Here is a 23,593-nt window from a genome sequence, read left to right as displayed (position 1 = left end):
GACATGACACGACCCACGATCGACATGGACTACACGGTTCTCGACTGTCCCGATCCGGTGGCGCTCGGGCGTTTCTACACCGCTCTGCTGGGGTGGAAGGTGGTGCAGGACGATCCCGACTGGACCGTGATCGAGGGCACCGGCGGCTCGCGTCTGGCCTTCCAGAAGGCGCCCGACTTCGTCCCGCTGTACTGGCCTCGGGAGGGCATCCGCATCCACCTCGATCTCGTGGTCGACGACATGGAGGCGGCGCAGGCCTTCGCTGTGGAGCAGGGTGCCCGCGTGCTGGACGACGACGGCGAACACCCGGGTTTCCGCGTGTTGCAGGATCCCGTCGGTCACCTCTTCTGCCTGTGCAGGCGCGACTGACTGCTGCGCCCTACCATCACCCCATGACCACCGACAGGGTCCACGAGTTCGTGATCGAACGTTCCGTCCTCGTCGACGCTCCGGCGTCGACCGTGCACGGTTTCCTCGACGATCTGCACCGGTGGACGTCCTGGTCGCCGTGGGAGGGCAGCGACCCCGATCTGTCCCGCACCTACAGCGGCTCGGAGTCCGGGGTCGGGGCGTCCTACGCCTGGTCGGGTAATCGCAAGGCCGGTGCCGGGTCGATGACCATCGTGGATTCGACGGACGATCGTGTCGTGCTCGATCTGCTGTTCACGAAACCGTTCAAGGCCACGAACGTGACTGTCTTCCTGCTGTCGCCGGCAGGAAGCGGCACCGAGGTGACGTGGCGAATGACGGGACAGCAGAACCTCGTCGCGCGTCTCGTCGGCAGGATCGTGCCGATGGACAGGTTCATCGGCAGGGACTTCGAGAAGGGACTCGCCGCGCTGAAGTTGCAGGCGGAGCAGCAGGACCGTTGACGTGACCGGTCGACTCACGGCCACCGACGCCCGCATGTACTGGCTGTCGCGGCGCCTGCCGAGCGACCAGTTCCTGGTCTACGCGTTCGACGGTGTGCTCGACGACCCGGACGCCGTCGCCACGGCACTCGTGCGTCGGGCGCGTGCGGTGGGCGGGCTGTCGGTCCGTCTGCGCGAGACGCGGTGGACGGCCGACTACCCCTACTGGGTGCCCACGGAGGTGACCCGCGACCGGGTCCGCGTCCACGCCGGCGGGACGTGGCAGTACTGCCTCGACCGGGTGGCGGAGACCTTCGGGGATCAGGTCGAGCCGCGCCGCGAGCCGTGGCGCGTGCATCTGTACCCGTGCGTCCACGGGGTGCCCGGCACGACGGGGTCGGCGACGGTGCTCGTCCTGCAGATCGCGCACGCTCTCGGGGACGGCGGGCGGGTGTCGGCGCTGGCTCGCGCGTTGCTGTCGGACGAGCTGTCAGCGGCGGTGCGCACGGTGGTGGTGCCGGCGCCCCTCGCGGTCGCGCGTGGTGCCGTCGAGCTTCCCGCGCGGGTGATCGGCATGGTGCGTCGGGCACGTGAGGCGGTGGTGGCCGATCGTCGGCGCACGGCCGACACTGTGGCCGGCGTCATCCCCGGCCCGCCGCTTCCCCGAGCACCGACGCTGCTGTCCCGCCCGGCAGGCGGGACCACCCGCATCCGGTGCGTGGTGTGCCCGGCGTCGGACCTCCGCACCGACACCGTCAGTGTCACCGTGGCCGCGCTCGTCGTGGTGTCGGACGCGATGAGTCGGCATCTCGCGTCCCTGGGCGAGCCGGTTCCGGACGACCTCGGGGCCGAGGTCATGATCGCCATACCGGGGGAGAGTCGAACCACCGCTGCTGCCAATGCTTTTCACAACGCGGGGGTGGATCTGCACCCGTCCGTGCAGGATCTCCGCGCGCGGGCGCGGGCGATCGACGACTCCCTGCGAGATCGGCGAAGACGGCTGGAACACCCCGCGTTCGGGGTCGGCGATCGTGCGACGGAGACCGTTCCCGCGGTGATCGTCCGGCGCGACGTCGACCGCGCCGACCTGTCGGTGGCGCCGACGACGGTGGCGGGTCACACGGTGGTCTCCAGTGTGAATCGAGGCGTCGCCGACCTCACGCTGAGCGGTCGGCCCGTCGTGCTGAGCGCCGGGTTCCCGGCCCTCTCGCCGACGGTCGGCGTCACGCACGGAGTGCACGGCATCGGCGACGTGGTGACCCTCTCGATCGTGACGAGCGACGACGTCATGGACGCCGACGCGTACACCGACTGCCTGCGGGAGGCCGTCGATCGAGTGCGGGAAGCGCTCAGGTGACCCGCCTACGCTGCTGACATGGCACTGTCCACGTCGGTACGACCCAGCCCCGTCTTCCTCGCGGTCGTCGCCGTCGCCGTGATCGGCGGTGTTCTGGCCTGGAACTCGACCAGGCCGGGCGACGTCCTGTCGTACGCCGGTGTCTTCGTCCTCGTCATCGGTGGATGGGTGGTGTCCCTGTGTCTCCACGAGTTCGCCCACGCGGTGACGGCCTGGCGCTTCGGTGATCACGACACCGCCGCGCGCGGCTATCTCACGCTGAACCCCCTGAAGTACACGGTGCCCGGTCTGTCGATCGTGCTGCCGCTGATCTTCGTCGCGCTGGGCGGGATCGGTCTGCCGGGCGGCGCCGTGTGGCTGAACACCAGCGGTATGACCAGGCGGCAGCGGACGACGGTGTCCCTGGCCGGCCCGTTCGCCAATCTCGTTCTCGCGGTGATCCTTCTGGCGATCGTCGCGGTGTGGGCACCGGGCAGCGAGCACGCCTCCTTCTGGTTCGGCATGAGCTTCCTCGCCTTCCTGCAGGTGGTCGCCGTGGTGCTGAACCTGATCCCGATGCCGGGCCTGGACGGTTTCGGCGCGATCGAGCCGTATCTGTCGCCCGGGGCGCGGCGGTCGTTCGCGCAGATCGGGCCCTACGGGGTTCTCATCGTGGTGGCCCTGCTGTTCGTGCCGCAGGTCAACCGCGTCTTCTTCGACGCGGTGTACTCCCTGTACGAGCTGTCCGGCGTCCCCGCGGGGTGGGCCCAGAGCGGCGGCGTGCTCACGCGGTTCTGGACGCAGTGGTACTGATCGCTGGGGACGAGGGGACTCACGGGACTAGCGGGGTCCCTGAGGTCTGTGGTGCAATAGCGCCGGAAATCGTGAGAAGTTACCAGCCCGGGCCGTCATGTCGAGGAAGGCGCGCCGGGCGAATCGAGAGGTAGACCCCAGTGCACGTGTCGCGTCGTCAATTGTTCCGCTATGCCGCCGCCGGTTCCGTCGCGGTCGGGGTCACCGGTGTCGCCGCTCGCGGCGTCGCCTCTGCCGCGCCCGCAGCACCCGCAGCGTTGGGCACGATCGTCGACTACGCCGGGGGAGTGCCGTCTGCCTCTGCCATCGCCGCCGCCGGCCATCTGGGCGCCATCCGCTACGTCTCGGACCGTCGACCCGGTGCCGCCTGGATGACGGGCAAGCCGATGACCGCCGCCGAGGCGGACGAGCTCACCGCGGCCGGTCTCCAGGTGGTGTCGTGCTACCAGTTCGGCAAGGGGGCGACGGCCGACTGGCGTGGCGGATTCGCCGCCGGCGTGAAGCACGCGACGCGCGGCCTCGAATTGCACACGGAGGCAGGCGGACCGGCGGACCGGCCCATCTACGCGTCGATCGACGACAACCCGACCGCGGTCGAGTTCGCCGCGATGATCGCGCCGTACCTGCTCGGCTGGCAGTCGGTGGTCGGGGCCGAGAACACGGGCGTGTACGCCAACTCGCCGACCATCGACCTCGCGGCGGCAGCGGGACTCGGTGCCTGGTACTGGCAGCACAACTGGGGGACGCCGAAGGGCTACGTGAACCCGGCTGCCCACCTGCATCAGATCGAGATCGACAAGCGAGCGATCGACGGAGTGGGTGTGGACGTCAACACCGTGCTGCGCGAGGACTACGGGCAGTGGAGCCTGTCCGCGTAACGCGGCGGCGACCTCGCACGACACACCTGTCACAGCAGTCACACCTACGGAGAGGCACTACCATGGAGTTCATCGACTACCTGTACGCGATCGCCGGAGCGATCTACACCCAGATCTCGACCGCGTTCGGTTCCTGAACGCCGGTCTCGTCCCGATCGTCAGACGACGAAGGCGCCGATGGTCGGCAGGAAGCTGCACGTGATGCCGGCCTCGGTGCTGATCGACCCGGAGACGGCGGCCAGGACGCGACCGGTCCCGGTGTCCGCGAGTGCCGAGAGCGTGGCCGGGCCGTCGGGGTTGATCCCCGCGGCACCCGTGAGCACGGTCGCTCCGGTGCGACCCGTGTCGACGTTGACCCAGTTCGCCGTCAGCGGCGCTACCTGGACGTCGGCGAGCGGTGCGGTGCCGAGTGCCGTGAAGACGAAGCCGGCCTGACCGGCTGCGGGTCCGGGAGGCGGCAACTGTGCCGGGCCGGGTACCGCGAGCGCGCTCGCGACGGAGTCGGCCGTGGCCGAGATGCAGCCCTTGCCGACGGTGGGGTAGAAGAACTGCGAGATGTCCGGGCCGTTCTCGGGGATCTCGGGGCCGCCACCACCGCTGCCGTCGAGGAACGTGATGATGCTGGTGAGGATGCGCTTCGCCTGGTCCGACAGCGGGGCCGTGGCCAGCAGCGCCTTCGCGCGCACCAGCAGATCGCTCTGCGGCGACGCTGCGTCGCGCTCCGCGGCGTCGAGCAGGGTGGGGGCCAGGGCGGCCAGTGCCTCGTAGCCCGGCACCACCGGAACCTCGGCGGGCAGCGGCAGGACGGGGGCGGGTGCCGCGCCTGCCGCAGCGGGTGCGACGAAGGCGCAGGCGGCGGCGACGGCCACTCCGCCCAGAACACGTCGCGCTGCGACGCGCGTTCCCGTTGTCCCGATGTCCCGCATGATGTCCCCGTTTCTCCTCCGGCCGCCTCGAACCGATCCGAGGCGACCCACGATGCACTATCTGCCCGTCACCGCCGTGCGAGGCAGTCGGGCGCGGGGTCACTCTATGTACACGGAGTGACGGTTGTACAGCAGCTCACCGGTCGATCGACCCGTGTCGCTCGCTCCGATTCGAACGGTAGTCTGTTAATAGAGTGTCTGGTGTTGTCAGAGTGAACAGTGATGCGATCGTTACTGCTGTGAGCCGTGTCGCGTGACAACGCGGCGGCTCCGTGGTGCAGAAGAGTCACGTCGCACGGTGCGGATAGGCTGCGCTCTGGCTGCGACCCCCGTCGATCGGAAGAACACTCGTGAGTGAAGTACGGCGATCGGCCGGGCGCACGTTGCTGGCAGCAGCACCGGCCCTGTTCGTGATCTCGCTGATCCTGCGTGTGGTGTGGACCGTCGCCACCCCCAACGGCAGCAACTGGGTCGATCTCCACGTGTACGTCGACGGTTCGGCCCGCCTGTTCAGCGGCGACCTCTACGACTTCACCTACTCGGAGGAGACTCCCGACTTCCCCCTGCCCTTCACGTACCCACCGTTCGCCGCGCTCGTGTTCTATCCGCTGCATTTCCTGCCGTTCCCGGTGGTGGGCGCTGCCTGGATGATCGCCACGATCGCCGCGCTGTACGCGGTGGTCCGACTCGCACAGGGCATGGTCGGGTCGGGCCTCTGGTCCGGACACCGGGCGGCGTTGCTCTGGACGACGGTGGGCCTGTGGACCGAGTCGATGCGCACCACCCTGGACTACGGCCAGGTCAACGTGTTCCTGGTTCTGCTGGCGATGCTCGCGGCCCGCAGCGCCCGCTGGTGGCTGTCGGGTGCCCTGGTCGGCGTCGCGGCAGGCGTCAAGCTCACCCCCGCCATCACCGGCCTCTATTTCCTGGCGCAGCGTCGGTGGGCGGCCGCCGCGTTCTCCGCCGTCGCCTTCGCGGCGACGGTCGCGATCAGCTTCCTGCTGGTGGGGTCCGCCGCGACGACGTACTTCACCACCCTGCTGGGCGACGCGGACCGGATCGGTCCCGTCGGCTCGGTGTGGAACCAGTCCCTGCGCGGAGCGCTGTCACGCGTGGCCGGGCAGGACGTCGGCCAGGGGCCGGTGTGGCTGGTCGCGGCGGCCGTGGTGCTGGCCGCGGCATTCCTGGCCTGGCGGACGCTGGCACGCGACGATCGCCTGGGGACGCTCGTCGTCGTCTCGTTCGTGGGCCTGATGATCTCGCCGATCTCCTGGTCCCACCACTGGGTCTGGGTGGTGCCCATGTCGATCTGGCTGATGCACGGTCCGTTGTCGGGTGCGCCGGGAGCGCGCGTGCTCGCGGGGTACTGGCTCGTGGTCACCCTGATCGGCGTGCCGTGGATCCTCAGCTTCGAACAACCGTCCATTTGGGACATCTCCCGCCCGTGGCCACTCGCTCTGGCGGGATCGGTCTACGCCGTCGGCACCCTGGCACTGTTCGTCTGGATCGCGGTGGTGGGCCGCCGCGTCACCTCGCCAGGCGGTCGATCGCGGCCGCGAGCAGGACGTCCTTCCCGGTGAGTCCACCCGCGGAGTGCGTCGACAGCCGGTAGGTCACCGACCGCCATCGGATGTCGATGTCCGGATGATGGTCCGCCGATTCTGCCTCCTCCGCGACGCGCCGGACGAGGTCGATCGCCTCGAGGAAGCTCGCCGACTCGACGGTGCGGACCAGGGTGTCCCCGTCTCGCTGCCAGTCGGTCAGGCGGGTGAGTGCGTCGTCGATCTCCGTGTCGTTCAGCAAGTCGGCCATACTGCGATGGTGCCAGTTCCCGAGCCCGCGCTGGTGGTCGCGGGCGCCCTCGTCGAGAACGGGCGCCTGCTGCTCGCGCGTCGCGCCTTCCCACCGGAACTGGCGGGACTCTGGGAACTGCCCGGCGGCAAGGTCGACCCCGGCGAGACCCCCGAGGACGCACTGGTCCGGGAACTGCGCGAGGAACTGGGTATCGAGGTGACCGTCGGCGAGCCCGTCGGTGTCGACGTCGCACTCTCGGCGTCGCTGACACTGCGCGCCTACGCGGTCACACGGTTCTCCGGGACGGCGACGGCGCTCGAGCACGAAGCCCTCCGCTGGGTCGACGCGGCGGATCTGCACGGAGTCGATCTGGTGCCGGCGGACGCCGCGTGGCTGCCGGATCTCGCGGCGCTGCTGTAGTCAGGCCGCGCGGGCCTTCTTCAGACCCTTCTTCAGGTCCTTGCCCGTGACACCTGCTTGTTCCAGTTTCTTCATCCGCATGATCACCACCGGACACGTCAGACAGCGAGTCTTGCTGCGGCAGCACTTCTTCTTGGCCTTGCCGCGAGCGACCTTCGATGCCGAGGACATCGGGTGAGGGTACCCTGAGGTGGAGCCCGTGCCGACCGTCCCGGCCTGCGTGACCGCCGTCACCCGAGCCGACCGAGTAAACTGATCCGGTCGCGCTTCTCGTCGGCGACGCAGCGCGCTCTCTGGGAGAGGAAGCCGCTCGCTCTTCACCCCGCATTCGACCCAGGAGATTTCACGCGTGACCAGCCCCACCGCCAGTCAGACCGTACCCACCACCTTCCGCAACGTCGCCATCGTCGCGCACGTCGACCACGGCAAGACCACGCTCGTCGACGCGATGCTGCGCCAGTCCGGTGCCTTCGAGGAACGCGCCGAGGCCATCGACCGCGTGATGGACTCGGGTGACCTGGAGAAGGAGAAGGGCATCACGATCCTGGCCAAGAACACGGCCGTGCACAAGCGCAACGCCGACGGCAGCACCACCGTCATCAACGTGATCGACACCCCCGGCCACGCCGACTTCGGTGGCGAGGTCGAGCGCGGCCTGTCCATGGTCGACGGTGTCGTGCTGCTCGTCGACGCCTCCGAGGGCCCGCTGCCGCAGACGCGCTTCGTGCTCCGCAAGGCGCTCGCCGCGTCGCTGCCCGTCATTCTCGTGGTCAACAAGACCGACCGTCCCGACGCGCGCATCGAGGAGGTCGTCTCCGAGAGCCACGACCTGCTCCTCGACCTGGCGTCGGACCTCGACGACGAGGCCTCCGAGGCTGCCGAGCTGGCCCTCGACCTCCCCGTCCTGTACGCCTCCGGCCGTGAGGGCAAGGCGTCGACGAAGCAGCCGGAGAACGGACACGCTCCCGACGCGGAGAACCTCGACGAGCTGTTCGAGATCCTGCTCAGCTACATCCCGGCACCGAAGGGCAACGTCGAGGCGCCGCTGCAGGCTCACGTCACCAACCTCGACGCCTCCGCCTTCCTGGGCCGTCTCGCCCTGGTCCGCATTCACAACGGTGAGCTCAACAAGGGTCAGACCGTGAGCTGGATGCGCGAGGTCGACGGCGAGCCCGTCGTCCAGAAGGCCAAGATCACCGAGTTGCTCACCACCATCGGTGTCGAGCGCGTTCCCGGTCAGAAGGGTGTCGCCGGTGACATCGTCGCCGTCGCCGGCTTCCCGGACATCATGATCGGTGACACGCTGGCCGACCTCGAGAACCCGGTCGCCCTGCCGCGCATCACCGTCGATCAGCCGGCCATCTCGGTGACCATCGGTACCAACACGAGCCCCCTGGTGGGACGCGTGAGCGGCCACAAGCTGACCGCCCGCATGGTCAAGTCGCGTCTGGACCAGGAGCTCATCGGCAACGTCTCGCTCAAGGTCCTCGACATCGGTCGCCCCGATGCGTGGGAGGTCCAGGGTCGTGGCGAGCTCGCGCTCGCCATTCTGGTCGAGCAGATGCGCCGCGAAGGCTTCGAGCTCACCGTCGGCAAGCCGCAGGTGGTCACCCGCCAGGTCGACGGCAAGCTGCACGAGCCCTTCGAGGAGCTCACCATCGACACTCCCGAGGAGTACCTCGGCGGCGTCACGCAGCTGCTCGCCGCCCGTAAGGGCAAGATGGTCCAGATGACGAACCACGGCGCAGGCTGGGTTCGTATGGAGTTCATCGTCCCCTCGCGCGGTCTCATCGGCTTCCGTACGGACTTCCTCACCGACACGCGCGGCACCGGCATCGCCAACGCCGTCTTCCACGGTTACGCACCGTGGGCCGGCGAGATCCGCGCGCGCCACACCGGCTCGCTCGTCTCGGACCGTCAGGGCAGCGTCACCCCGTTCGCCATGATCCAGCTGGCCGACCGCGGCACGTTCTTCGTCGAGCCCGGTGCGGACACCTACGAGGGCATGGTCGTGGGCATCAACCCCCGCCAGGAGGACCTCGACATCAACGTCACCCGCGAGAAGAAGCTGACCAACATGCGTCAGTCCTCCGCCGACGTGATGGAGACCCTCGCCAAGCCGAAGAAGCTCGACCTCGAGATGGCGATGGAGTTCTGTGCCGGCGACGAGTGCGTCGAGGTCACGCCGGAGGTCGTCCGCGTGCGCAAGGTGCACCTCGACTCGAACGAGCGTGCGCGTGAGCGTTCGCGCAGCAAGTCGCGTGACAAGGCTGCTCTGTAATCATGTCGGTGGCGCGGGTGGGTGCGGCGCTGGCCGCTGCCCTGCTCGCGCTGTCCGCGTGCACGGCCGATCCGCCGCCGCCGATCCAGAGCACCGAGACGGCCACGACAACGCCTCCCGCAGCGCCGGCGGCCACGGGTAATCCGGTCGTGGTGGCCATCGACGACGTCGGTACGGGATTCAACCCGCACCTGCTGGCCGACCAGTCGCCCGCGAACACCGCGGTGTCCACGCTGGTGTTCCCCAGCCCCTTCCGCCCCGCGTCGGTGGGGACAGGAGTCGAGTGGCTGCCCGACGCGTCGCTGGTGCTCTCGGCCGAGGTGACGTCACAGGCCCCGTTCACCATCACCTACCGGCTGCGCAACGAGTCGCAGTGGTCGGACGGTGCGCCCATCGCGGCCGAGGACTTCCGCTACCTGTGGCAACAGATGATCGACGCGCCCGGCGTGGTGGATCCCGCAGGCTACGAGGCGATCGACGACATCGCGTCCACGGACGGCGGCAAGACCGTCACCGTCACGATGGCGACGCCGTATCCCGCGTGGCGCGAGCTCTTCGAGAATCTGCTGCCCTCCCATCTGCTCAAGGACTCGCTGGGCGGCTTCGAGCGCGGACTGCGCGACAACGTGTCCGTCTCCGGCGGACACTTCCGCATCGAGTCGATCGATCGTGGCCGCGACGAGATCCTGCTCGAGCGCAACGACCGCTACTGGGGGTCACCCTCCACGCCCGATCAGATCCTCCTCCGACGCGGGGGCAGCGACGCCCAGCTCGCCGACTCGATGCGCTCCGGTGACGCCCAGATCGCCGAGGTGCGTGGCGGTTCGGCGACACTGGCGCAACTGGGCGCCATCCCCAACGTCCGTACGGACACCCGGTTCCGTTCGCGGACCCTCGAACTGACGTTGAACGGCCGGGTGCCGGAACTCGCGGACGCCGACGTGCGCCGCGGCGTCATGGGTCTGCTGGACGTGGACTTGCTGTCCACCGTCGCGTCGGGTACCGGCACGGCCGCGAACACCGTTCGCGCGCAGGTTCTCTCGCCGTCCCAGCCCGGCTACGTCCCCACGGCTCCGCAGACTCTCCCGCGGGACGAGGCACTGCAGCTGCTCGCCGACGCGGGATTCGTTCCGGTGCCGCTGCCGCCGGCCCTGGCTCCCACCTCGGGCCAACCCACCGCGACGACGACGCCGGTGCCGGGTACCACGCGCGCGCTGACCGTCGTGATCGGCGCTCCCGAGAACGACGCGGTCGCGGTCGCGGTGGCCAACACGGCCGCCGATCAACTCCGCGACGCGGGCGTCGACGCCAGCGTCGCTCCCACCGATCCGGAGGAGTTGTACGGCACCGCGCTGCTCGAGGGCACGGTCGACGCCGTCGTCGGGTGGAGCCACGTGGGTACCGATGTGGCCACCGCCTGGTCGTCGCGCTACGGATGTGCAGCAACCGATCTCGCGACGTCGACGACGACGGCACCCGATTCCGACGCCGAACCGGTGGCGGCGAGCAACCTGTCCGGAGTCTGCGATCCGTCGCTCGAGCCGGTGATGGACCAGAGCCTGAGAGGCGACGTGAACCCGACCGAGGCCGTCATCGCGGCGCAGCCGCAGCTGTGGAACCTGCACACCGTGCTCCCCATCGCGCAGGACAGTTCCGTCGTCGCCGTCGGTCCCGGCGTGAGCGGCGCGACGCTCGCGGGGCCCGTCGAACTCGGTGTCTTCGGGGACGCGGACGACTGGATGCGGGTGACGCCGTGACGGAGCGGCCCCGGATGCTTGTCGTCCATGCGCACCCCGACGACGAGACCATCACCACCGGCGGCACCATCGCCCGCGCCGTGCAGGCGGGCGTGGACGTGACGGTCCTGACCTGCTCGCTCGGCGAGGAGGGTGAGGTGATCGGGGAGACGTGGGCCGGACTGGTCGCGGATCGCGCGGATCAGTTGGGCGGCTACCGCATCCACGAGCTGACCGTGGCGCTCGAGTCGCTCGGATGCCGGCCGCCGCGGTTTCTCGGCGGTGCCGGGCGTTGGCGCGACTCCGGCATGGCCGGAACCCCCGCGGCCCGTCATCCGCGTGCCTTCGTCAACGCCGACCCGGACGAGGCCGTCGGCGCGATGGTCGAGGTCATCCGTGACGTTCGCCCGCAGGTCCTCGTGGCCTACGACCCCGAGGGCGGCTACGGCCACCCGGACCACATGCAGGTGCACCGGCTGGCTGGACTGGCCGTCGAGGCGGCGGAGGACCCTGCCCGGTTCGCCGAGACGGGGCCGGCCTGGTCGGTGGACAAGATGTACTGGACGGTCACCGGTCTGCATCAGTTGACCGCAGGCCTGAGCGACCTCGGCGACGTCCCCCAGCAGTGGCGCATGCCTGTCGAGGGCGAGCTGCCGAGCGTGCCCGACGACACGATCACCACGTCCGTCGACGTCCGCCCGGTGCTCGATCTCAAACGACTCGCGTTGCGCGCGCACCGAACTCAGGTCACCGTCGCGGAGTCCGGTCGGGTCTACGCCCTGTCGAACGACATCGCGCAGCCAGTCCTCGAGGACGAGCAGTACATCCTCGTCCGCGGCGATCTCGGACCGGTCGACTCGTCGGGGCGCGAGACCGACCTGTTCGCGGGGATCGTGTGACGGCCCCCAGTGTCTGCCCGGGGACGGTGTGCGGGTCCGAACCGGGCTCGGTGCCGGGTTATGCTGTGAGCGGCATCACCGGACGGGGTCGGACGTACCCGGTGACTTCGACTCGAAGGAGCTCTTCCCATGAATTTCGATCTTCAGTACGCCATCGTGGCGTTCGTGGATTCCCTGCGACCCACAGCCGATCTGCAGCGCGAGATCTACCTGAACTCCGTGGGCGGCTTCGCGACGTTCGTGAGCAACTACCTCACGTCGATCGGGTTCCCTCCTCGCTGACGTTCACGGCGCCGACAGGATCGGCGCGATGACGGGCCACGCCGGGGAGGGCGTGGTGTCCGGCATCAAGGCGTCGATCGTCGGCGCATTGGTGCTCGACGGGTTCCTGTGCGCCGTGACCGCAGTGCTGTTCCTCCCGCTGTATCTCGGAAGCACTCCGTTCCCCGTCAGTGGTGTCCTCGCCGGCATCGTCAACGTGATCCTCGTGCGGGTCGCGTTCTCGGTGACGCACAACGTCTCCCGCGCCGCTCTCCCGGTCGCGGGATTCTTCGTGGGTCTCGTGCTGGCCATGCTGGGGGGACCGGGTGGAGACGTGCTCGTCGTGGCCGACTGGCGCACCCTGGTCCTCGTGGCAGGCGGGTTGCTTCCCGCTGTGGTGCAACTGTTCGCGTTGCGCATGGGTCAGTTCGCCGAACTCGGACGCGGCTGACTCCTGTCGATTCCGGCGGCGTCGGCCGCCGCGGCGAGCACCTGCTCCACCATGGCCGGCGTGAGCCGTCCGGTGAAGGTGTTCTGCTGGCTGACGTGGAAGCATCCGAACAGATGCAGGTCCGGCAACTCCTTCTCGGGTGACGTCAGCACGACGTGCGCACCGTGGCCGAACTTCGGGCGCGGTCGGGGGATCGTCCACCCCGCGCCGTCGAGGACCGGAAGCAGTGCCTGCCAGCCGAATCCGCCCAGGACCATCACTGCCCGAACGGTCGGCGCCAGGATGTGCAGTTCCGTCTCCAACCAGTGACGGCACCGGTCGCGCTCCTCCGGTGTCGGCTTGTTGGCCGGGGGAGCGCAGTGCACCGGCGACGTGATGCGCGTGCCGATCAACTCGAGGCCGTCGGCGATGTGGGTCGCCGTGGGCTGCGTGGCGAGGCCGACGGCGTGCATGGCCGCGTAGAGAACGTCGCCGCTGCGGTCGCCCGTGAACATCCGCCCGGTGCGATTCGCGCCGTGAGCCGCCGGCGCCAGGCCGACGATCAGCAGCCGAGCGTCCACGGGGCCGAAACCCGGAACCGGTCGGCCCCAGTAGGTCTCGTCACGGAACGCGGCACGCTTCTCGCGCGCCACCAGCTCACGCCACTCCACCAGGCGCGGACACGTGCGGCACTCCGACACCGCCACATCGAGTTCGGGGATGCTCCGGGGTGTACCGGAGGCGGGTGTCACGGGCGCTCGACCCACACGTCGCCGGCACCGGGCTGAGCGCTCTCGACGATCGACCACGCGTGGTCGGCGGGTACGTCGAGGACCGTGTAGCGGCCCGTGCCGGCCGCGGTGGCGGCGACGATGGTCGCGACACCGGCCCGTCGCTGGAAGAAGGTCTGCCGGACACCCCAGGCGACCACGCCGTCGGTGTCGAGGACGACGCGTCGCCGGTCGAGGCTGCCGTGCTCGGTGATCAGAACTCCCGGGTGGGCACGGTGGCCCAGGGCGGCGTACCGATCGAGCGCCAGGGCGACGGCGGCCACCACGAGGAGCGCGACGCCGATCCACGCGGCGATCGGGACGTCCCGGCCGGTCGACCGGACCACGAGGAGTGCGACAGCGACCAGCAGGACCGGCCCGACGGCGCGGGTGAGCCTGCGCCGCAAAGCCGCCGGTCCGTGCTTCTGCAGTGTCACCGTGGCCGGCGCGCTCTCCGGCAGACCCGCCAGCACGTCGTCCATCGTGTGGCGGGCGGCCGGCAGGGGAGCGGGTGGCAGGAGCAGCGACGACTCCTTCTCCGAAGCGGACACCCCGGTCATGACGGCATCCAGGCGTGCTCCGCGCGCCCACCGCAGGACCAGCGGTCGACGCAGCGTCGCGCCGCGGAGGCGGTCGCGGTCCAGCGTCGTGTGCCGCGTCGACAGCAGTCCGTGGCCGACGCGGAGCCTGGTGCCGTCGTCGGTCACGGAGAGGTTGCCGTAGACGACCAGGTAGCGCACCACGGAGACGATGCTCGACACGACGAGCAGCAGGGCCGCGGCGACGACCACCGCGACCACGATGCCGAGGCGCAGAACGGCCTGATAGGTGTCGTCGAGGGCCGGCGAAGAGGCGATGTCACCGGCGAACCCGGACTGGAACACGAGCCCGAATCCCGCACCGACGACGACGATGCCCGTGGCCGTGAAGGGGGCGAATCGAACCCAGCCGGTGCGGAAGTGGGCGATCTCACGTTCGGGCGTCACGGCGGGTTCGGTCACTGCGACCGGATCCACTCCCACCGTCCGGCCGGTGCCCGCCAGCAACTCCTCACGCAGGGCGGGGACCAGGTTCGAGGCGAGGGCGTTCAGCTCGAACGAGTCGGCCTTGTCCGACTTCTGCTGACCGGTGCCCACGGTGAGGATCGACAGTCCCAGCAGTCGGTGCAGCGGCCCGGCTCGCACGTCCACACTGCGGATTCGACCACGCGGAATGGAGAGCACCTTCTTCTGGAAGAGCCCGCGGCGCAGCTGGACGTCGTCCGAGCCGATGCGGTACCCGGTGGTGAACCAGCGCAGGATCGCCGCGCCCACGAGCAGGACCACGACGATCAGGCCCCAGACGTGCGTGCCGCTCTGCGATCCGAGGACGAGGGACACCAGGAGCACCGGCAGCAGGCGGACCAGCTCGGTGACCGGGTGGATCAGGAGCATGCGCTTGTCGAGTCGCAGCCACGGCAACTCGTCGACGCGCAGGCCGGCGTCCTGCGTCACGTGGCGTCGCCTCGTGAGCGTGCGGCCGCCGCGGTGATGGCGGCGACGGTGCGATCGGCGGTCGCGAGGTCGAGCCCCGCGATCTCCAGAGCTCCCGCGGAGGACGCGGTCGTCACCGTCACGGTGGCCAGTCCGAGTGCCCGGTCGAGCGGCCCGCGCTCGGTGTCGACGGTCTGCACTCGGGACAGGGGAGCGATGCGCCGTTCCTGAGTCACCCAGCCGGTGCGCGTGTGGACGGCGGTGTCGCTCAGTTCCCAGCGGTGCACCCGATAGCGCCACTGCGGCGCGATGGTCACGTGCGCTCCCGCGAGGACCGCCACGGCGACGGCAGCGGCCACCACGGGCGTCCAGGACGGGCGCTCGACGTTCACCGCGAGCACCACGGCCCACACGATCACGGCGACGACCACCGGGAGCCACAGCAGGGCGGCTGCTACGGCCCACAGAATCTTCGCCCGCGGATCGGGGCGATGCGCGGGATCGGTGAGGACCACACCGGGACTGTTGTCGGACACGTCGCATCACCCCTGCTGTGGCACGCCTCCGGCCGGAGGGCGCATGATCGAACGGTGACGATGTTGCCCGATCCGAGTACTCCCGCGCGCGCCGACACCCGAGTGACGCCTCCCGACAGCCCGGCACCGACCGCATCGGCGCTGCGGCGTGCGCTGCGCCGTGCCCGCGACGGTGTGGTGATCAGTGTCGACGAGGCGACCACGCTGCTGCACGCCCGCGGCGACGACCTGACCGATCTGTGCGCGTCCGCGGCGCGGGTGCGGGACGCGGGACTGCTCGCCGAGAACCGCCCCGGCACGGTGACCTACTCGCGCAAGGTGTTCATTCCCCTCACCCGGCTGTGCCGGGACACGTGCCACTACTGCACGTTCGTGACGGTCCCCGGCAAGCTGCGCGCCGAGGGGCACGGGATGTTCCTCGAGGCCGACGAGGTGCTCGACATCGCGCGGCGCGGTGCCGAACTGGGATGCAAGGAAGCGTTGTTCACGCTCGGCGACCGCCCCGAGGCCCGCTGGCCCGAGGCGCAGGAGTGGTTGGACGCGCGTGGCTACGACTCGACGCTGGACTACCTGCGGGCGATGTCGATCCGCGTGCTCGAGGAGACGGGTCTGCTCCCGCACCTCAATCCCGGAGTGATGAGCTGGGAGGAGATGTCGCGCCTCAAGCCGGTCGCACCGTCGATGGGCATGATGCTCGAGACCACCTCGCGTCGACTGTTCGAGGAGAAGGGGCAGGCCCACTACGGCAGCCCCGACAAGGACCCCGAGGTGCGTCTGCGCGTGCTCACCGACGCCGGTCGTCTCACCGTTCCGTTCACCACCGGCATACTCGTGGGCATCGGCGAGACGATCCGTGACCGCGCCGAGTCGATCATGGCGATCCGGAAGTCGCACAAGGCATTCGGTCACGTGCAGGAAGTGATCGTGCAGAACTTCCTGGCCAAGGACGACACCGCGATGCGATCCGCACCCGACGCCGGCCTGGAGGAGTTCCTCGCCACCATCGCCGTGTCCCGCATCCTTCTCGGCCCGGCCATGCGCATCCAGGCGCCGCCGAATCTGGTGTCCGCGCAGGAGTGCGCGGCGTTGCTCGCCGCGGGCGTCGACGACTGGGGCGGTGTCTCGCCGCTCACCCCCGATCACGTCAATCCCGAGCGGCCGTGGCCGAACCTCGACACTCTCGCGCAGCTGTCCGCGGACGCCGGCTTCACGCTGACCGAACGCACGGCGGTGCAGCCGCGGTACGTCCTGGCGGGCTCACCGTGGATCGACCCACGGATCTCGGCGCACGTGCGTGCGCTCGCCGACGACGCGACCGGGCTGGCGGTGCCCGAGACGATCCCGTCCGGTCTGCCGTGGCAGGAACCCGACGAGGTGTGGGAGTCCACCGGCCGCGTCGACCTCCACACCGGCATCGACACCGAGGGTCGCAACACCGAGACGCGCAGCGACATGGGCAGCGCGTTCGGCGACTGGGAGTCCATCCGCGAGCAGGTGGCGCACCTCGCGACCCTGGACAGCGTCGACCGCGACGTGGTCGCCGCCCTCCGCGCCGCGGAGAAGGATCCCGGCAACTGCACCGACGAGGAGTACCTGGCGCTGGCCACCGCCGAGGGTGCGGCGCTCGACGCGGTGACCGCCTTCGCCGATCAGCTGCGCCGTGACGTCGTCGGTGACGACGTCACGTACGTCGTGAACCGGAACATCAACTTCACCAACATCTGCTACACCGGGTGCCGCTTCTGCGCCTTCGCCCAACGCAAGGGCGATGCCGACGCGTTCTCGCTGTCGACCAGCGAGGTCGCCGACCGGGCCTGGGAGGCGCACGTCCTCGGCGCCACCGAGGTCTGCATGCAGGGCGGCATCGATCCGGAGCTGCCCGTGACCGGATACGCAGACCTGGTGCGCGCGGTGAAGGCGCGGGTGCCGTCGATGCACGTGCACGCCTTCTCGCCCATGGAGATCGTCAACGGGGCCTCGCGCGGTGGCCAGTCGGTGCGCGACTGGCTGACCGAACTGCGGGAGGCCGGGCTGGACACCATCCCCGGTACGGCGGCGGAGATCCTCGACGACGAGGTCCGCTGGGTGCTCACCAAGGGCAAGCTGCCCGCCCAGACGTGGATCGACGTCGTCACCACGGCGCACGAGGTGGGACTGCGGTCGAGCTCGACGATGATGTACGGCCACGTCGACAATCCCTCGCACTGGGTGGGACATCTGAACGTGCTCAAGCGGATCCAGGACCGCACCGGTGGTTTCACCGAGTTCGTGCCGCTGCCGTTCGTGCACCAGAGTTCGCCGCTGTACCTGGCGGGGGCGTCACGACCCGGACCGACGCAGCGCGACAACCGGGCCGTCCACGCACTGGCGCGGATCATGCTGCACGGCCGCATCGACAACATCCAGACGAGCTGGGTGAAACTCGGCGTGACGGGAACTCGGGTGATGCTGAACGGCGGCGCCAACGACCTGGGTGGCACGCTGATGGAGGAGACGATCTCGCGGATGGCGGGATCGCAGCACGGATCGGAGAAGACCGTCGAGGAACTACACGCGATCGCCGAGGGAATTGGACGACGCGCAGTCGAGCGCACCACCGCCTACGCAGACCGGACGGAAGCAGCATGAGCGCTGATCGATTGGGCGACGAGCGCGTCGCCGGAGTTCTCAAGGCCGCAGTGCGCGTGATCGTGCCGGTCCTCGAACTGCTCGCGGACCGCGACCCGCTCGGCCTCAAGAAGCGCACGTTCCGCGAGCAGGCGGACGCGAACGGCACGAAGGTCGACGCGGCGCTGAACGCCGTCGCGTCGGTGTTCGACGCCGCCGACACACCGGGAACCAAGGCGTGGGAGTCGATGACCGTCGACCAGCGTGTCTCGTGGTGGGTCGGCCGCGTCGGCGGGATCGGCACCGTGGCGGTGGCGTTCCCCGGCATCTTCGGTGTACTCGCTCGCCGACTCCCGCTCGGCGACGTCCTCGGGTTCGCGAACCAGGCCATCGTCCTGGTGGCCGTCGCCCGCGAGTACGGCATCACCGAGCAGGACGAGCAGGTCCGCCTGCTGGCATCGGTGCTGTGCAACCGCGAGCTGCCGAAGGGTGCCAGCATCCACGCGCCCGAACCCGACGTCGACGGCGTCACGGACGACAGCCGTGTCACCGAGCCGTCCGGTCGCTTGTCCCGGTCCCCGTTCGCGTTGCTGTCGACCTTGTGGTCGGTCACCAAGATCCTCAAGGCCGTCACCGACGAATTGGACAAGCGGCCCCGCAGCCGTACCGTTTACAGATGGCTCGGTAACCTGCCCGTGGTCGGTGCGGTCGCCGGGTACTTCGGCGAGCGCGGCGCACTGTCCCGAGCTGCGAAGCTGGGGCGCCGGTGGGTCGAGCAGACCAGCACGTCCGCGTCGAACGCGTCCCCGCGGGGCCGCGACACGCTCAGAGTTCGGAAAGGCTAAGGAGAACCTCAGTGCCGTACACGATTGCTGAACCGTGCGTCGATGTCCTCGACAAGGCATGCATCGAGGAATGCCCTGTCGACTGCATCTACGAGGGTGGACGCATGCTCTACATCCAGCCCGACGAGTGCGTGGACTGCGGTGCCTGCGAGCCGGTGTGCCCCGTCGAGGCGATCTTCTACGAGGACGACGTCCCCGAGCAGTGGTCCGCCTACGTCAGCGCCAACGTCGACTTCTTCGACGAACTGGGCTCACCCGGTGGCGCGGCCAAGGTCGGCAAGACCGACTACGACCCGCCGTTCATCAAGGCTCTGCCCCCCATGGGTGAGAACTGAGCGTGACGGACGCACCCGTCGTCTCGCGTCGGTCGCCCGCTGTTCGTCGATCCGTGGCGAGCCTGTTGCCCGAGTTCCCGTGGGACACGCTGGCCGACGTCACCGCGCTGGCGCGGTCGCATCCGCACGGCATCGTGAACCTGTCCGTCGGTACGCCGGTGGACCCGGTCGCCGACGTCGTCCGTGACGCTCTCGCGGCGGCCTCCGCGCAGCCGGGGTACCCCACGACAGTGGGCGCACCCGAGCTGCGGGCGGCCGCCGTCAGTGCGCTCGCACGCCGCTACGGCATCGGTGGGTTGGACGAACGCTCGATCCTGCCGGTGATCGGAACCAAGGAAGTCATCGCCTGGTTGCCGACCCTGCTCGCGCTCGGCCCGGACGATCTCGTCGTCATCCCGGAATTGGCGTACCCCACCTACGAGGTCGGGGCCCTGCTCGCGGGATGCCGCACACTGCGCGCGGACGGGGTGTCGCGTCTCGGTCCCGAACGCGCGTCCCTGATGTTCGTCAACTCGCCGTCCAATCCCAGTGGCCGGGTGCTCGGTGTAGCCCACCTGCGCAAGGTGGTCGAGTGGGCCCGCGAACGCGGCACGATCGTCGTGTCGGACGAGTGCTACCTCGGACTCACCTGGGAGGGACGCGCCGTCTCGATCCTCGACGACGAGGTGTGCGGAGGGGACACCACCGGCCTGCTGGCCGTGCACTCGCTGTCCAAGACGTCGAACCTCGCGAGCTACCGCGCCGGCTTCGTGGCCGGCGATCCCGCCCTGGTCGCGGAACTGCTCGCGGTCCGCAAGCACGCGGGCATGATGGTTCCCCTTCCGGTGCAGGCGGCCATGACCGCGGCGCTGAGCGACGACGAGCACGAGAACGTGCAACGCGAGCGCTACCGCGATCGTCGGACCGCGCTCGCCGCCGCCGTGGTGGCGGCCGGATTCACCATCGATCACTCCGAGGCCGGCCTGTACCTGTGGGCCACGCGCGGTGAACCGTGCCGGGACACCGTGCGCTGGTTCGCCGAACGCGGCATCCTCGTCGCTCCGGGGGAGTTCTACGGTCCCGACGGCGGCACCCACGTCCGCATCGCGCTGACGGCGACCGACGAGCGCATCGCCGCTGCCGTCGCCCGTCTCACGGTCTGAGCCCGGCCGTGGGAGCGCTCGACCGCGCGCAGGAGGATCTGGCCCGCGGGGAACCATGGAGTGCGCGCAAGCGCCTGACAGCGCTGCTGGATCAGGACGCCGCCTCGCAACCCGCGCTCGACCTCCTCGGCTACGCGTGCCTGGCGATGGACGACCCGGCCGGTGCCGGTGCGGCCTGGTTCCTCACGGATCGAGACGACGCCGACCCGCTGGTGCGGCACGCGCTCGACTCGTTCGTCGCCGCGTGCCCGACACCGCTGGTGCTCGCGCGCCGACTGCCCATCAACGCGCCGTCGCGGGCCTATCCGCCCCGCGTTCGCGAGCGGCTGGCCGTGCTCGAGTCGCGGGTGCGTGCCAGCGGCGAGGAGTGGGAGCCGCCCGGCGAGGTGCACTACTTCGCGCAGGAGGGCGTCGATGTCGAGGCGTTCGACGAGTGGTCGGACGCTCCCGCCGCGTCCCGGTCCGGTGTGAAGATGGTCGCCGCCGTCCTCGTGGTCGCCATGATCGGCACCGCGTCCATCGCGACCGTTCTCACCGTCTTCTTCTGACGACGCGCCGCCGCGAGGCCGAGGACGTGTCGGGGGCCGGTGGTACAGATGGAGTCATGAAGGATTCGCTGACCGGATGCGTCGAGTGTCTCGGCGCTCTCGACCACTGTCACGGCACGCTCGTCGTCCACCTGCACGGTGCGGTCGAGTGCACCGACGACGCCTGTGTTCTGCTGCACGCCGTCCGGCACACCCTCGTCGTCGACTGTTCCGCGGTCGCCGGGGGCTGCACGTGCATCGAGGTCACGGAGCAGCTGCGGGCGTCGTGAGAGACTGCTCGGTGTGCTGCTCCGGTCTCTGAACTCGTACGCGATCACCCATGGCGGCGACGCCGACGACGCGGTCACCGTCGGTGACGTCGTCCTCTCTCGAAGCGATCTGCTCGGGGCCGCCACGTCGGTGGCCGAGCGCATCATGGGCGTCGACCGGGTGGCCGTCCTCGCCGAACCGACCGCCCGCACCGTCGTCGCCGTGGTCGGTGCGCTCATCGCCGGAGTGGCCGTGGTGCCGGTGCCCCCGGACTCCGGGCCGACCGAACTCGACCACATCCTCGCGGACTCCGGTGCCCGCGGGTGGCTGGGTGTCGCGCCCGAGCACGACGGCGGTCTGCCCGTCGTCCCGGTCCGCATGCACGCACGGTCCTGGCACAGCTACGCGGAGCCGTCGGACGACACGACCGGTCTCGTGCTCTACACCTCGGGAACCACGGGCCCTCCGAAGGGCGTGATCCTCAGCCGCGGTGCGCTCGCCGCCGGCATCGACGCGCTCGCCGAGGCGTGGGGGTGGACGGCGAACGACACTCTGGTGCACGGACTCCCGCTCTATCACGTGCACGGGCTCGTGCTGGGAGTCCTGGGTCCGCTGCGACTCGGCAGTCGAGTGATCCACACCGTCAAGCCCTCCGCGGAGCGGTACGCCGCGGCGCGGGGAACGATGTACTTCGGGGTTCCCACCGTGTGGTCGCGAGTGGCGGCCGACCCGGAGTCCGCCGCGGCGCTGTCGCACGCTCGGTTGTTGATCTCGGGCAGTGCCCCGCTGCCGGTGCCGGTGTTCGAGAAGATCGCCGCTCTCACGGGTCTCGAGCCGATCGAGCGCTACGGCATGAGCGAGACCCTCATCACGCTGAGTACGCGCGCCGACGGTGAGCGGCGACCCGGTTGGGTCGGAGTTCCGGTGCGCGGCATCGAGACTCGGCTGCGCGGTGAGGACGGGTCGGAGGTCCCACGCGACGGGGAGTCCATCGGTTCGTTGGAGGTGCGCGGCCGGTTCTTCGACGGTTACCTGAACAAGCCGGAGGCCACCGCGGCCTGCTGGACGGACGACGGGTGGTTCCGGACGGGAGACGTCGCGGCGATCGACCCGGCGGGCTTCCATCGGATCGTCGGCCGGGAGTCGACGGACCTGATCAAGACCGGTGGGTACCGCGTCGGCGCGGGCGAGGTGGAGACGGCGATCCTCGGTGTTCCCGGAGTGCGTGAGGTGGCGGTCGTGGGACTGCCCGACGACGATCTCGGCCAGCGCATCGTGGCGTTCGTCGTGGGTGACGAGGTGGAGCCGAGAGCAGTCGTAGACTCTGTGGCACAACAGCTCTCGGTGCACAAGCGGCCGCGTGAGGTACGCGTGGTGGACTCGTTGCCGCGGAACGGGATGGGCAAGGTCCGCAAGAACCTGTTGGAGTAGCGTCGGGAGACATGACCTCCTCCACTCGCATCGTCCTGGCCTCTCGTCCCACCGGCGCACCCACTGCCGAGAACTTCCGGACCGAGACGGTCGATCTCCCCGAGGTCGGTGACGGTCAGGTCTCGCTGAAGACCCTGTACCTGTCGCTGGACCCGTACATGCGCGGCCGGATGAGCGACGCCGAGTCGTACGCGGAGCCCGTCGAGGTGGGCGACACGATGGTGGGCGCCACGGTCTCCGAGGTGATCGAGTCTCGAAGCGACGCCGTGTCGGTCGGCGCCGTGGTGCTCGGCTACACGGGGTGGCAGTCGCACGCGGTGGTCGACGCGTCGTCCGTGCGAGTGCTGGATCCGGAGAAGGCGCCCGTGTCCACCGCGCTGGGCGTGCTGGGGATGCCGGGCTTCACCGCGTACTCCGGCATGACGAAGATCGGGCAGCCGAAGGCGGGGGAGACCGTCGTGGTCGCGGCGGCCAGTGGGCCCGTCGGCTCGGCCGTCGGCCAGTTCGCGAAGATCAAGGGTGCGCGCGCCGTCGGCATCGCCGGCGGTCCCGAGAAGTGTGCGTACCTGATCGACGAGCTCGGCTTCGATGCCGCCGTCGATCACCGCGCCCCGGACTTCAAGGATCAGTTGAAGGCCGCGACTCCGGACGGCATCGACGTCTACTTCGAGAACGTGGGCGGCGCCGTCGCGAAGGCGGTGCTCCCGCGGCTCAACCTCTACGCACGCGTGCCGGTGTGCGGTCTCATCGCGCAGTACAACGACACGCAGGCACCGGAGGGTCCGGATCGGCTGCCCGGCTTCTTCACGCGCGTGCTGACGAAGAGCCTGACAATCCGCGGCTTCATCCAGAGCGAATTCGTCCCGGAGCTCTACAAGGACTTCCTGCGCGAGGTCGCCGAGTGGATCGACAACGGGTCGTTCCGCTACCGGGAAGACGTGGTCGAGGGTCTCGAGAACGCTCCCGACGCGTTCTTCGGGCTGCTCGAGGGCAAGAACTTCGGCAAGCTCGTCGTCAAGGTGGCGTGACGGTT

Annotated in this window: 26 protein-coding genes; 20 read left to right on the top strand and 6 right to left on the bottom strand. The window is 69.6% G+C overall.

All coding sequences use genetic code 11. The features are described 5' to 3' along the window. Positions 1-3 precede the first annotated feature (3 nt). From OHB23_RS18050 to OHB23_RS18030, 5 genes are all read left to right on the top strand, one after another. Entirely contained in the window at positions 4-369 is a 366-nt protein-coding gene (locus tag OHB23_RS18050) for a VOC family protein (protein ID WP_027503894.1), read from the top strand. A gap of 23 nt (positions 370-392) precedes the next feature. Continuing rightward, entirely contained in the window at positions 393-872 is a 480-nt protein-coding gene (locus OHB23_RS18045) for an SRPBCC family protein (protein ID WP_222638179.1), read from the top strand. A gap of 1 nt (position 873) precedes the next feature. Beyond that, positions 874-2,208 (top strand): WS/DGAT domain-containing protein, encoded by a 1,335-nt coding sequence (locus OHB23_RS18040; protein WP_328810065.1) that lies wholly within the window; start codon positions 874-876, stop codon positions 2,206-2,208. Between the two features lie 18 nt (positions 2,209-2,226). After that, positions 2,227-3,000: a site-2 protease family protein gene (locus OHB23_RS18035; RefSeq protein WP_027503891.1), complete on the top strand. Its 774-nt coding sequence runs from the start codon at positions 2,227-2,229 to the stop codon at positions 2,998-3,000. Positions 3,001-3,140: 140 nt separating this feature from the next. Continuing rightward, entirely contained in the window at positions 3,141-3,878 is a 738-nt protein-coding gene (locus OHB23_RS18030; RefSeq protein ID WP_222627421.1) for a DUF1906 domain-containing protein, read from the top strand. A gap of 158 nt (positions 3,879-4,036) precedes the next feature. Here the strand turns inward: OHB23_RS18030 and OHB23_RS18025 are convergent, their stop codons facing one another. Beyond that, a complete protein-coding gene (locus OHB23_RS18025; RefSeq protein WP_328810064.1) occupies positions 4,037-4,804 on the bottom strand; it encodes an Rv1157c family protein in 768 nt (255 codons plus the stop codon). 350 nt (positions 4,805-5,154) lie between these two features. On the opposite strand from OHB23_RS18025, the gene OHB23_RS18020 reads away from it, so the two are divergent. After that, positions 5,155-6,384 (top strand): mannosyltransferase, encoded by a 1,230-nt coding sequence (locus OHB23_RS18020; RefSeq protein WP_051612927.1) that lies wholly within the window; start codon positions 5,155-5,157, stop codon positions 6,382-6,384. On the opposite strand, the gene OHB23_RS18015 is transcribed toward OHB23_RS18020, so the two are convergent. Then, positions 6,332-6,616 (bottom strand): 4a-hydroxytetrahydrobiopterin dehydratase, encoded by a 285-nt coding sequence (locus OHB23_RS18015; RefSeq protein WP_222638174.1) that lies wholly within the window; start codon positions 6,614-6,616, stop codon positions 6,332-6,334. The genes OHB23_RS18020 and OHB23_RS18015 overlap by 53 nt on opposite strands. A 9-nt stretch (positions 6,617-6,625) precedes the next feature. Here OHB23_RS18015 and OHB23_RS18010 point away from each other — a divergent pair, with 9 nt between their 5' ends. Then, positions 6,626-7,018 (top strand): (deoxy)nucleoside triphosphate pyrophosphohydrolase, encoded by a 393-nt coding sequence (locus tag OHB23_RS18010; protein WP_269320087.1) that lies wholly within the window; start codon positions 6,626-6,628, stop codon positions 7,016-7,018. Here OHB23_RS18010 and OHB23_RS18005 read toward each other — a convergent pair whose 3' ends face one another. Beyond that, positions 7,019-7,189, bottom strand: a complete 171-nt coding sequence (locus OHB23_RS18005) for a hypothetical protein (protein ID WP_204866762.1) — start codon at positions 7,187-7,189, stop codon at positions 7,019-7,021. A 178-nt stretch (positions 7,190-7,367) separates the two neighbouring features. Between OHB23_RS18005 and typA the strand changes: the two genes are divergently transcribed. The 5 genes from typA to OHB23_RS17980 all read left to right on the top strand — a co-directional run bounded on the left by typA (position 7,368) and on the right by OHB23_RS17980 (position 12,646). Next, positions 7,368-9,299, top strand: coding sequence for a translational GTPase TypA (gene typA, locus OHB23_RS18000; protein WP_037183854.1), 1,932 nt, complete (start codon positions 7,368-7,370; stop codon positions 9,297-9,299). Between the two features lie 2 nt (positions 9,300-9,301). Beyond that, the gene (locus OHB23_RS17995) at positions 9,302-11,056 is read left to right on the top strand and encodes an ABC transporter family substrate-binding protein (RefSeq protein WP_328810063.1); all 1,755 of its coding nucleotides are present in this window, start codon (positions 9,302-9,304) and stop codon (positions 11,054-11,056) included. A 14-nt stretch (positions 11,057-11,070) separates the two neighbouring features. After that, positions 11,071-11,934 (top strand): N-acetyl-1-D-myo-inositol-2-amino-2-deoxy-alpha-D-glucopyranoside deacetylase, encoded by an 864-nt coding sequence (mshB, locus tag OHB23_RS17990; protein ID WP_328810062.1) that lies wholly within the window; start codon positions 11,071-11,073, stop codon positions 11,932-11,934. Between the two features lie 129 nt (positions 11,935-12,063). Beyond that, a complete protein-coding gene (locus tag OHB23_RS17985; RefSeq protein WP_162246780.1) occupies positions 12,064-12,216 on the top strand; it encodes a glycoside hydrolase family 6 protein in 153 nt (50 codons plus the stop codon). A 28-nt stretch (positions 12,217-12,244) separates the two neighbouring features. Next, positions 12,245-12,646, top strand: coding sequence for a hypothetical protein (locus OHB23_RS17980; RefSeq protein ID WP_027503883.1), 402 nt, complete (start codon positions 12,245-12,247; stop codon positions 12,644-12,646). Here the strand turns inward: OHB23_RS17980 and OHB23_RS17975 are convergent. The 3 genes from OHB23_RS17975 to OHB23_RS17965 are packed head-to-tail and all read right to left on the bottom strand — an operon-like array spanning position 12,619 to position 15,403. Then, positions 12,619-13,377, bottom strand: a complete 759-nt coding sequence (locus OHB23_RS17975; RefSeq protein ID WP_328810060.1) for a uracil-DNA glycosylase — start codon at positions 13,375-13,377, stop codon at positions 12,619-12,621. The two genes, OHB23_RS17980 and OHB23_RS17975, sit on opposite strands and share 28 nt — an antisense overlap. After that, positions 13,374-14,888, bottom strand: coding sequence for a PH domain-containing protein (locus OHB23_RS17970; protein ID WP_056447421.1), 1,515 nt, complete (start codon positions 14,886-14,888; stop codon positions 13,374-13,376). Before OHB23_RS17970 ends, OHB23_RS17975 begins: the two co-directional genes overlap by 4 nt. Continuing rightward, positions 14,885-15,403: a PH domain-containing protein gene (locus OHB23_RS17965; RefSeq protein WP_307109058.1), complete on the bottom strand. Its 519-nt coding sequence runs from the start codon at positions 15,401-15,403 to the stop codon at positions 14,885-14,887. Before OHB23_RS17965 ends, OHB23_RS17970 begins: the two co-directional genes overlap by 4 nt. 60 nt (positions 15,404-15,463) lie before the next feature. On the opposite strand from OHB23_RS17965, the gene OHB23_RS17960 reads away from it, so the two are divergent. From OHB23_RS17960 to OHB23_RS17925, 8 genes are read left to right on the top strand one after another with little or no spacing between them, the layout of a single operon-like run. Next, on the top strand, positions 15,464-18,031 hold the full coding sequence (locus tag OHB23_RS17960) for a bifunctional FO biosynthesis protein CofGH (protein WP_056447631.1): 2,568 nt from the start codon (positions 15,464-15,466) through the stop codon (positions 18,029-18,031). Beyond that, complete coding sequence (locus OHB23_RS17955) at positions 18,028-18,855, top strand: hypothetical protein (RefSeq protein ID WP_328810059.1); 828 nt, start codon at positions 18,028-18,030, stop codon at positions 18,853-18,855. The genes OHB23_RS17960 and OHB23_RS17955 overlap by 4 nt, the downstream gene beginning before the upstream one ends. An 11-nt stretch (positions 18,856-18,866) precedes the next feature. Next, positions 18,867-19,190, top strand: coding sequence for a ferredoxin (gene fdxA, locus OHB23_RS17950; protein ID WP_027503879.1), 324 nt, complete (start codon positions 18,867-18,869; stop codon positions 19,188-19,190). A 53-nt stretch (positions 19,191-19,243) separates the two neighbouring features. Beyond that, positions 19,244-20,332, top strand: a complete 1,089-nt coding sequence (gene dapC / locus OHB23_RS17945) for a succinyldiaminopimelate transaminase (RefSeq protein WP_328811674.1) — start codon at positions 19,244-19,246, stop codon at positions 20,330-20,332. 8 nt (positions 20,333-20,340) lie between these two features. Further along, positions 20,341-20,880 (top strand): DUF6584 family protein, encoded by a 540-nt coding sequence (locus tag OHB23_RS17940; protein ID WP_056447428.1) that lies wholly within the window; start codon positions 20,341-20,343, stop codon positions 20,878-20,880. Positions 20,881-20,936: 56 nt separating this feature from the next. Continuing rightward, positions 20,937-21,149, top strand: a complete 213-nt coding sequence (locus OHB23_RS17935; RefSeq protein ID WP_056447430.1) for a hypothetical protein — start codon at positions 20,937-20,939, stop codon at positions 21,147-21,149. A gap of 13 nt (positions 21,150-21,162) precedes the next feature. Further along, positions 21,163-22,560 carry an acyl-CoA synthetase gene (locus OHB23_RS17930; RefSeq protein ID WP_285188425.1) on the top strand — a complete coding sequence of 466 codons (1,398 nt, stop codon included), beginning with the start codon at positions 21,163-21,165 and terminating at the stop codon, positions 22,558-22,560. Between the two features lie 11 nt (positions 22,561-22,571). After that, complete coding sequence (locus OHB23_RS17925; RefSeq protein ID WP_307095030.1) at positions 22,572-23,588, top strand: NADP-dependent oxidoreductase; 1,017 nt, start codon at positions 22,572-22,574, stop codon at positions 23,586-23,588. Positions 23,589-23,593: the final 5 nt, after the last annotated feature.

This window comes from Rhodococcus sp. NBC_00294 (assembly GCF_036163995.1).
GTDB lineage: Bacteria > Actinomycetota > Actinomycetes > Mycobacteriales > Mycobacteriaceae > Rhodococcoides.
The sequence above is the reverse complement of the archived record's forward strand: the minus strand, read 5'-3'. Positions and strand labels throughout refer to the sequence as shown.